This window comes from Dyadobacter frigoris, from assembly GCF_005280585.1.
Taxonomy (GTDB): Bacteria; Bacteroidota; Bacteroidia; order Cytophagales; family Spirosomataceae; genus Dyadobacter; species Dyadobacter frigoris.
Genome location: NZ_SZVO01000042.1, coordinates 1 through 6,842, shown reverse-complemented (window position 1 = coordinate 6,842; position 6,842 = coordinate 1). Strand labels below are relative to the sequence as shown.

At 42.8% G+C, this 6,842-nt stretch carries 8 protein-coding genes and 1 pseudogene; 1 reads left to right on the top strand and 8 read right to left on the bottom strand.

What is annotated here, in order from left to right; translation table 11 throughout:
* From FDK13_RS34970 to FDK13_RS34940, 7 genes and pseudogenes are all read right to left on the bottom strand, one after another.
* Window positions 1–219: pseudogene (locus FDK13_RS34970) on the bottom strand (IS5 family transposase); the annotation flags it as partial.
* 67 nt (window positions 220–286) lie between these two features.
* Window positions 287–829, bottom strand: a complete 543-nt coding sequence (locus FDK13_RS34965) for an FAD-binding oxidoreductase (RefSeq protein WP_137344645.1) — start codon at window positions 827–829, stop codon at window positions 287–289.
* Between the two features lie 26 nt (window positions 830–855).
* On the bottom strand, window positions 856–2,040 hold the full coding sequence (locus FDK13_RS34960; RefSeq protein WP_137344644.1) for an FAD-dependent monooxygenase: 1,185 nt from the start codon (window positions 2,038–2,040) through the stop codon (window positions 856–858).
* 80 nt (window positions 2,041–2,120) lie between these two features.
* Window positions 2,121–2,978: a helix-turn-helix domain-containing protein gene (locus FDK13_RS34955; RefSeq protein WP_137344643.1), complete on the bottom strand. Its 858-nt coding sequence runs from the start codon at window positions 2,976–2,978 to the stop codon at window positions 2,121–2,123.
* Window positions 2,979–3,487: 509 nt separating this feature from the next.
* Window positions 3,488–4,246, bottom strand: coding sequence for an SDR family NAD(P)-dependent oxidoreductase (locus tag FDK13_RS34950; RefSeq protein WP_137344642.1), 759 nt, complete (start codon window positions 4,244–4,246; stop codon window positions 3,488–3,490).
* 12 nt (window positions 4,247–4,258) lie between these two features.
* Window positions 4,259–4,885: an NADPH-dependent F420 reductase gene (locus FDK13_RS34945; protein WP_137344641.1), complete on the bottom strand. Its 627-nt coding sequence runs from the start codon at window positions 4,883–4,885 to the stop codon at window positions 4,259–4,261.
* A 17-nt stretch (window positions 4,886–4,902) separates the two neighbouring features.
* Window positions 4,903–5,655, bottom strand: a complete 753-nt coding sequence (locus FDK13_RS34940) for an SDR family NAD(P)-dependent oxidoreductase (protein WP_137344640.1) — start codon at window positions 5,653–5,655, stop codon at window positions 4,903–4,905.
* 107 nt (window positions 5,656–5,762) lie between these two features.
* Here FDK13_RS34940 and FDK13_RS34935 point away from each other — a divergent pair, with 107 nt between their 5' ends.
* Window positions 5,763–6,140, top strand: coding sequence for a winged helix-turn-helix transcriptional regulator (locus FDK13_RS34935; RefSeq protein WP_137344639.1), 378 nt, complete (start codon window positions 5,763–5,765; stop codon window positions 6,138–6,140).
* A 499-nt stretch (window positions 6,141–6,639) separates the two neighbouring features.
* Here the strand turns inward: FDK13_RS34935 and FDK13_RS34930 are convergent.
* Window positions 6,640–6,842 (bottom strand): transposase (locus tag FDK13_RS34930; protein WP_170982988.1); only part of this gene is annotated, 203 nt, incomplete at its 5' end.

The following is a 6,842-nucleotide window of genomic DNA, read 5'->3' as shown; positions in this document are numbered from 1 at the left end:
TACTCTGGCATTGATACTTGCCGCGCCAGTCTTCGAATTCCCTAACGCAGAGTTATAGGTACTCACCAAAATATCCCAGGGAATATTCCTTGATAGCACAACCCAACGATTCTTCGGATTCAGTTTTCTGGAAAAAGGAGACTCGAATCCCTCGATACCAAGTTGATCCTGGCTAACATAATTTTGCTTTGATGCACGGTTTTTTGATGACTTTGCCATAGAATCGAGCATTTATTATCAGATAAATATAACATATTTGACTGATTGTCTGGTATTTGATATATATTCAGCAGACCCTAAATAGACCATTTTTCGGAAATACCGTGAAGTTCTCGAAACCCAGCGATTGAGGGACATTTTGATTTACTTCTTCCAGCTCAAAATAAAAATGGAAATGATGTTTGTTTTTTTTCAAAAAATGAAGGAGCGAACAGGCAAGACCTAAAGAAGTTTCATCTCCGAAAATCAAATATCGTTTTACTTTCGGATCGTAAGCTGCGCGGCCTCTCGAACTGCTGATATACAATCCATCACCGGTTTTTAAGGTGTCAATGTAGCGGCTTCCCACACCGTTTCCATGTATGTGAAAAACGATCTCTAAAATACCCTTTTCGATGTTGTGACCGGCGACCGTATAATTTCTGTAATCTGTATCGCTTACACGGATCACGCTGGCGCCACCGATTAGAAAACTCATTTTTGAAATATCACCATGGAAACGTATTTTCTTAATAGCAGGCGTAATATAATCCGCTTCTAAAATTGTCAGACGCGGACCGGCTGCACTTTCCAGCCAATCACCAACCCATTTAGGCATTCTTGAAATCATAGCTTCTGATTATTATTAAAGAGTTGTCAATAGTTTTTTAGCGTGAAAGGTATCGTCACTTGTCCAAAGTCAGGCATGTTATCCGTTGCCTTATCACCTTCTTCTTCGGATGACTCAGCAAAGGCCAGTTGTAAATCTGTGCTCGGATCATAGGCAAGCTTTTGATTGGCTTCAACATATTCGCGCAATTCATTTTCATAATTATTTAGCGCTATATGAAGATCGTACTGATGAGCGGCCAATTCTCCTGCTAAAACGTAGCCACCGATCATAGCTACCGTTGTTCCCTGACCAGTTGAGAGGGACGCACTGTAACCTGCATCGCCAACCAGTATAATCCGGCCTTTAGACCACCTATCCATAATGATCTGGTTAATAGAATCGAAATAGAAGTTGGACGAATCCTGCATAAGATCCTTCATTTTTTGTATTTCCCATCCGACCGTCGGTGACCGTTCGGTTATCAGCTGCTTCTGCGATGCAATATCCCGGTGGTCATAATCTATTGGCTCAGCACTACCGAATCCCAGGTAGTTCCTTGCTTCGCTGTCTTTTTCCTTAACGATGCAGGTTGCAATAGGAGCGCCTTCATGTTGAAAGAACACTTCCCAATGGTCAAGGTCGAGGAAATTCGGTGTCGTAAATATGGCAACGTAGTAGCCCAGGTATCGTATAAATTCTTCATCATCGCCAAAAACCAGTCTTCGCACATTTGAACGTAACCCGTCTGCGCCTATAATTAGGTCAAAACGTTGCGGAGCAGCATTGGCAAATGTGACATTAACGCCTGCTTCATCCTGGTCAAGTGATACGATCGTGTCATTAAAAATATAGGTTACCTGATCGCCCACCGCTTGAAAGAGCACACGGCAAAGGTCATCCCGTAATATTTCTACGTCGGGGCTATCGAATTTGCCGGCGGTTATAGTACCCTCGGTGTTTCTATAGGTTTCTTTGCCTGATAGAGCATCAACTATTGACATTCCCTTTAGCTTTGTACTGTTGCTGCGGATTGCATCCAATATGCCCATTCGTTTGGCTACTTCTAAGGCGGGTCCGCGTACATCAACTGCTTGTCCTCCCGGACGGATATGTACTGCTCGTTCAACGATGGTAACGTTGAAGCCATATTTGTTCAGCCAGTAAGCGGTATTAAGCCCTGCAATACTTGCACCCGAAATGAGCACATTGAGATGTTTTCCTGATTCCATTTTTCGAAAGGCTTATTTGCCTGAACAAAGGAACACCGTACAAGCAGGGCAGGCAATGCCGAAATGAAGTAAGTATTGGACTAATTGAGGTTTTTGTTGCGAAAGGTCAATGGGGTCATCGCTGTCACCTTGGTAAATAGCCGTGAAAAGTACGGATAATCGTCGTAGCCCAGTTCCGAAGCAATTTCTTTTACCGATTTATCGGAATAGCAGAGCAAGCGTTTGGCTTCTAAAATAATTCTTTGCTGTATGTGGTGTGTAACGGGATAGCCCGTGGTGTTTTTGACGCATTCGTTCAAATATGAGGAAGATATATGGAGCGTTTGCCCATACTCTGCCGGTTTTTTGACAGTGATAAAATTACGTTCCAATATGGCCTTGAAGGCTTTGGTCATCACATCAAATCGTGAAAGGGTGTCTGCGGATTTAACTTGCGCTAAATACTGTGAAGCAACTAACCCGACTAAGGTATTACAACTATCTTTTAGTAAAGCATGATATAGCTTCTCGTGGTTTCTTTCAGAAATTTTGATGCAGAGCGATACCGCTTCAGATATAACGGAAAATATTTCTTTTTCTAAGGCTAAGGGTTTTGCAGGCGTGATTTCTTCCAGTAATTTCATGTATTCAGGATGCAGATCTTCATTACTGATCGCCCAAAAGCTAAGCGTTACATTTTCAAATGCTATTAAACGATGCACTTGGTTTGGGTGAACGTAGACAACAGCCGAGTGCTCTATTTTGAACTGCTGGAAGTCGATTTCACCGGTTGTCGTTCCTTTTTCCTGCAGGAAGAATATATGATAGTCATCCCGGTGTGACTGCATTGCTGTGTCGAAAGCGGGCATATCTTCAACCGATGCTTTTCCAATCGCAATACCTGCGCCGAAACTGTCAGCCATCGTATGTACAGGAATGGATGTTCTTTTTTTAAGCATCGTTTTTCAATTCACTATGCAAAGATAGGTTTTTGGATTTGTAGTATGGATAAACGCTTAATTGATGCACTTATACACTGCATTTTCTAATTCTTCGCTTGTATGGTCAACTATGAATAAAACGTATGAAAGACCGTCCGATTACGACTTTGATAGCGATGAGTACTATTATGGCAAGCCAACCTGGTATAGGAAAGGCAGCAGACAACATGTGTAGCTGCATAAGCTACAAAAAGTGGTGCATCATAAGCTCATAAATGACACCAATAACACTTTTTAATGGCGGGATTACTTAATAAAAAAGCTGTAACAAACGTTTGCTACAGCCTTTTATCTAATTGTGAATGGTACTCTTAAAGTTCCAGCTCCAAAAGACCCCCTGCTTCCGGAATAAACAGGGATTGAAAGAAACTTATACTTTTGAAACAATTATTTTTTGCGTTTTGGTGAAACCACCGCCGGCCAATAACCCCTTCCCATCGCCTTTCATTTTTTTTAAGTTTATGGATTTAAAAACCATACATACCACCCGAAACTGAAATTTGCTCCCCCGTTATCCAAGCTGCATCATCGGAAGCAAGGAATACGGCAGCTTTCGCAATATCTTCCGGCCGGCCTCTCCGGCCAAGCGGGGTATTGGCAACAAACATTGTTTCAGCCTCACTGCCAGTGGTGACGCCCGCACTGGCTGCACCTTCTGTTTCGGTGGCGCCCGGCAAAATAGAATTGACACGAATGTTTTTTGCACCCAGTTCTTTCGACAAAGCAATCGTTATGGCATCTAAGGCCGCTTTAGTTGCAGAATATAACGAAACTCCCGCCATCGGCATTTTGCTTGCACCTGAACTGATATTGATGACATTGCCGCCCTTATCGCCAAACAGTTTCAAAGCTGCCTGAATAGTCAATATAGGGCCCAAAACATTTACGTCGAAATGCTGATGAAAAGCTTCTACTGTTGCCTGTTCAATAGGTAAATATTGCTGAAAGACCGCGTTGTTTACCAAAATATCCAACGTGCCGAAAGCCTTCCTCGTTTCTTCAAACAGCCTGGTTACGTCGGCTTCTTTCGATATATCGGCCTGTACCGCAATAGCTATGCCTCCATGGTCGGTGATCTCCTTAACAACTTTATCTGCGCCTTCCTTACTTGAAGCATAGTTAACAACAACCTTTGCGCCTTCATGGGCAAAGTGTTTCGCGATAGCTGCACCTATTCCTTTTGAAGCACCGGTAACTACCGCTACTTTGTTTTTTAATTTACTCATAGTTTCTAAAATTTAAGATTTGAACTTGATCAGGTCCTGAAAGATGAGTTTACCCCAGGTATTTCCATGCGCCTGCACCAGCAGTCCGCCTTCCGAAAGCCCGCCAAGTTTGACTGGCGCGAAACCGAGATTTTCAGCAAGCGTAGCGATCTCCGCTGCTGCGCCGTCATCGTCGCTCGCCAGGAACACGACTCTTCTGCCACCATGTACTGACGGATCCTGTTCAAGAATGGCAGCGACCAAATGGTTGAAGCCCTTAACCAGTTTACCACCGGCGAAGGCTTGCGCAACGAACCTGGCAGAAGGCAGTCCTTCCATCTTCTCAGGGGGCACGCCGTAGGCATTGGTCACGTCTACAATGGTCTTCCCCTGCCAGTTGGGCAGCGCTTTGGCGACATCCGGGTGCGACTCGAAATGTACGGCCAAAAAGATGACGTCCGCCTTAACGGCTTCCGCCAGTGTTACAGGAATGATCTCCGGGCCGATCGCGGCCGCGTCGGATACAAAGCTTTCCGGGTCGCGCGTGGTGGCAATGGATACTTCGATGCCGTTGCGGGCAAACGCCCTGGCCAAAGCCCGGCCGATCTTGCCGAAGCCGATAATTGCGTAGCTTGCTACTTTGTTTTCTGAATTACTCATTTTGATTTTTTTTTAAATTATTTTGACAAATAGGTCATACCGCCATCAACGAGGAGTTCGGCACCAAGCAAAAACGAAGAATCATCAGAAGCCAGGAAAACCGCTGTTTTACCAATGTCAGATGGTTGCCCGATCCTGCCTATCGGCATTTGATCTGCAAAGTGCTTTTTTACCGCTTCCATTTGTTCTGCCGGAACAAACTTGTCAAATGCGGGTGTATCTGTTGTGCCAGGTGTGATCACATTTGCCCTGATCTTTCTATCTAAAAGGTCGCTTGAAAATCCTTTGGCTAAATAGATAACAGCTGCTTTTGCAGCGCCATAAAGGGTAAAATTCGCGTATGCCCGATGTGCAGCATTTGACCCGATAAGAATAATTGAGCCACCCTCTTTTATATACGGCAGTGCTTTTTGAACAGTGAAGTAAACACTTTTCAGGTTCAGGTTAATTGCCTTGTCAAAGTCGGCTTCATCAAAGGTTGCCACAGTTCCTACAGTCCCAGCACCCGCATTGGCTACGATCACGTCTATTTTACCAAATTTTTCAGCTGTTGCTGCAAACACTCTTTCCAGGTCGGCAACATTGGTTACATCTGCATTGATGCCTATAAAATTATCTCCAAGTTGGGCCGCAGCGCTGTCTAAGGTTTCCTGGTTTCTGCCGACAATAACTCCTTTAGCACCTTCATTTTTGAATTCCTGGGCTATGCCAAACCCAATGCCACTATTACCACCTGTGATAACTGCTACTTTATCTTTTAATCTGCTCATATCTATTTTATTTTTAATCTGTCTCGCAAAGGTACTCCTAATAGTTTATCTTTGTAACTATTATAGTTTATTCTGGTTACCATTGGGTAACTACAAATTTTCAAAATATGAGAGATGACAGATTCTGCAATTCGAATTGCCCGTTTACGAGAGCTATCGGCACTATTGGTAACAAGTGGAAGCCGATAATTATAAATGTTATTGGCACCCGTACCATTCGTTTTGGCCAGCTTGATTCGATAGTGCCGCACATTTCAAGGAAAGTACTGACCGAACAGTTGAAAGAGTTGGAAGAAGATGGACTATTGGAAAGATTCGCCTATAAGGAACTACCGCCCAGGGTAGAATATAAGTTGTCTGAAAAAGGCTTGGCTTTTTTGCCAATTCTAGAAAGTATAAAAGAATGGAATTGTAAATATGAGGTAGCTCCAATCCCAGGCGAAGCTGGTAAAAAAAGTAGAGTAAATTATGCCCGGATGCCGTAAAATCGAAATTTGACTATTACAGGAAAGGGGGAAATATCAATATATCTTCTCTTTGCTGTTACAACAAAAAGGAGGTTTTCTGATATTTTGATGCCATCCAGCTGTTGTATAATGGAATGGAGTGCTACAAACACTCCATTCCACTAGTATAAAAAATATTTGATTTTTAGAACTACAAAACTTTCCAAATTCAAATTTGTATCAGAAGTTGACAGGAACGCTGTTTTATCTCTTTTTAAATTTGACAATGCGTATCTTATCTCCTTTGGTATTAATAAACGCTGATACACTGTCGCTCAATATGCCGTGCTCGTTGCCGTAGTTCACTACAAAGTTGGTTTTACGAAAGCCAAAGTTTAGAAGTGTATCTACAATTTCTATCTTATCCCTTCACCAGCAGATGCTAGGAGTGTGTCGCTCTTAGCTCTCTTATTGTCTTTAATTTTTGGATTCGGGTTTAAGACTTCATTTGCTGAATTATTTTACGTTAGTAGCTTCTCTATGAAGTCATTGACATCTTAAACATGCGTTTTATATTGTAAGCTAAGCACACCAAGCTCCATTCGTTGTCTGTTTCAAATATTCCTCTTAATGAAAATTGCCGGAACCTTAAAACGCTTTTGATGATGCCGAAAACGGGTTCAACAGTTTGCTTTCGCTTTTTATAAATGGCTTCATATTGAGGGATTTTCAAGCGCATCC

Excerpts from the sequence above, each read along its gene's own strand:
- FDK13_RS34955 (WP_137344643.1), bottom strand. The coding sequence starts at position 2,978 with ATGCTTAAAAAAAGAACATCCATTCCTGTACATACGATGGCTGACAGT.
- FDK13_RS34935 (WP_137344639.1), top strand. The coding sequence starts at position 5,763 with ATGAGAGATGACAGATTCTGCAATTCGAATTGCCCGTTTACGAGAGCT.
- FDK13_RS34965 (WP_137344645.1), bottom strand. The coding sequence starts at position 829 with ATGATTTCAAGAATGCCTAAATGGGTTGGTGATTGGCTGGAAAGTGCA.
- FDK13_RS34940 (WP_137344640.1), bottom strand. The coding sequence starts at position 5,655 with ATGAGCAGATTAAAAGATAAAGTAGCAGTTATCACAGGTGGTAATAGT.
- FDK13_RS34950 (WP_137344642.1), bottom strand. The coding sequence starts at position 4,246 with ATGAGTAAATTAAAAAACAAAGTAGCGGTAGTTACCGGTGCTTCAAAA.
- FDK13_RS34960 (WP_137344644.1), bottom strand. The coding sequence starts at position 2,040 with ATGGAATCAGGAAAACATCTCAATGTGCTCATTTCGGGTGCAAGTATT.
- FDK13_RS34945 (WP_137344641.1), bottom strand. The coding sequence starts at position 4,885 with ATGAGTAATTCAGAAAACAAAGTAGCAAGCTACGCAATTATCGGCTTC.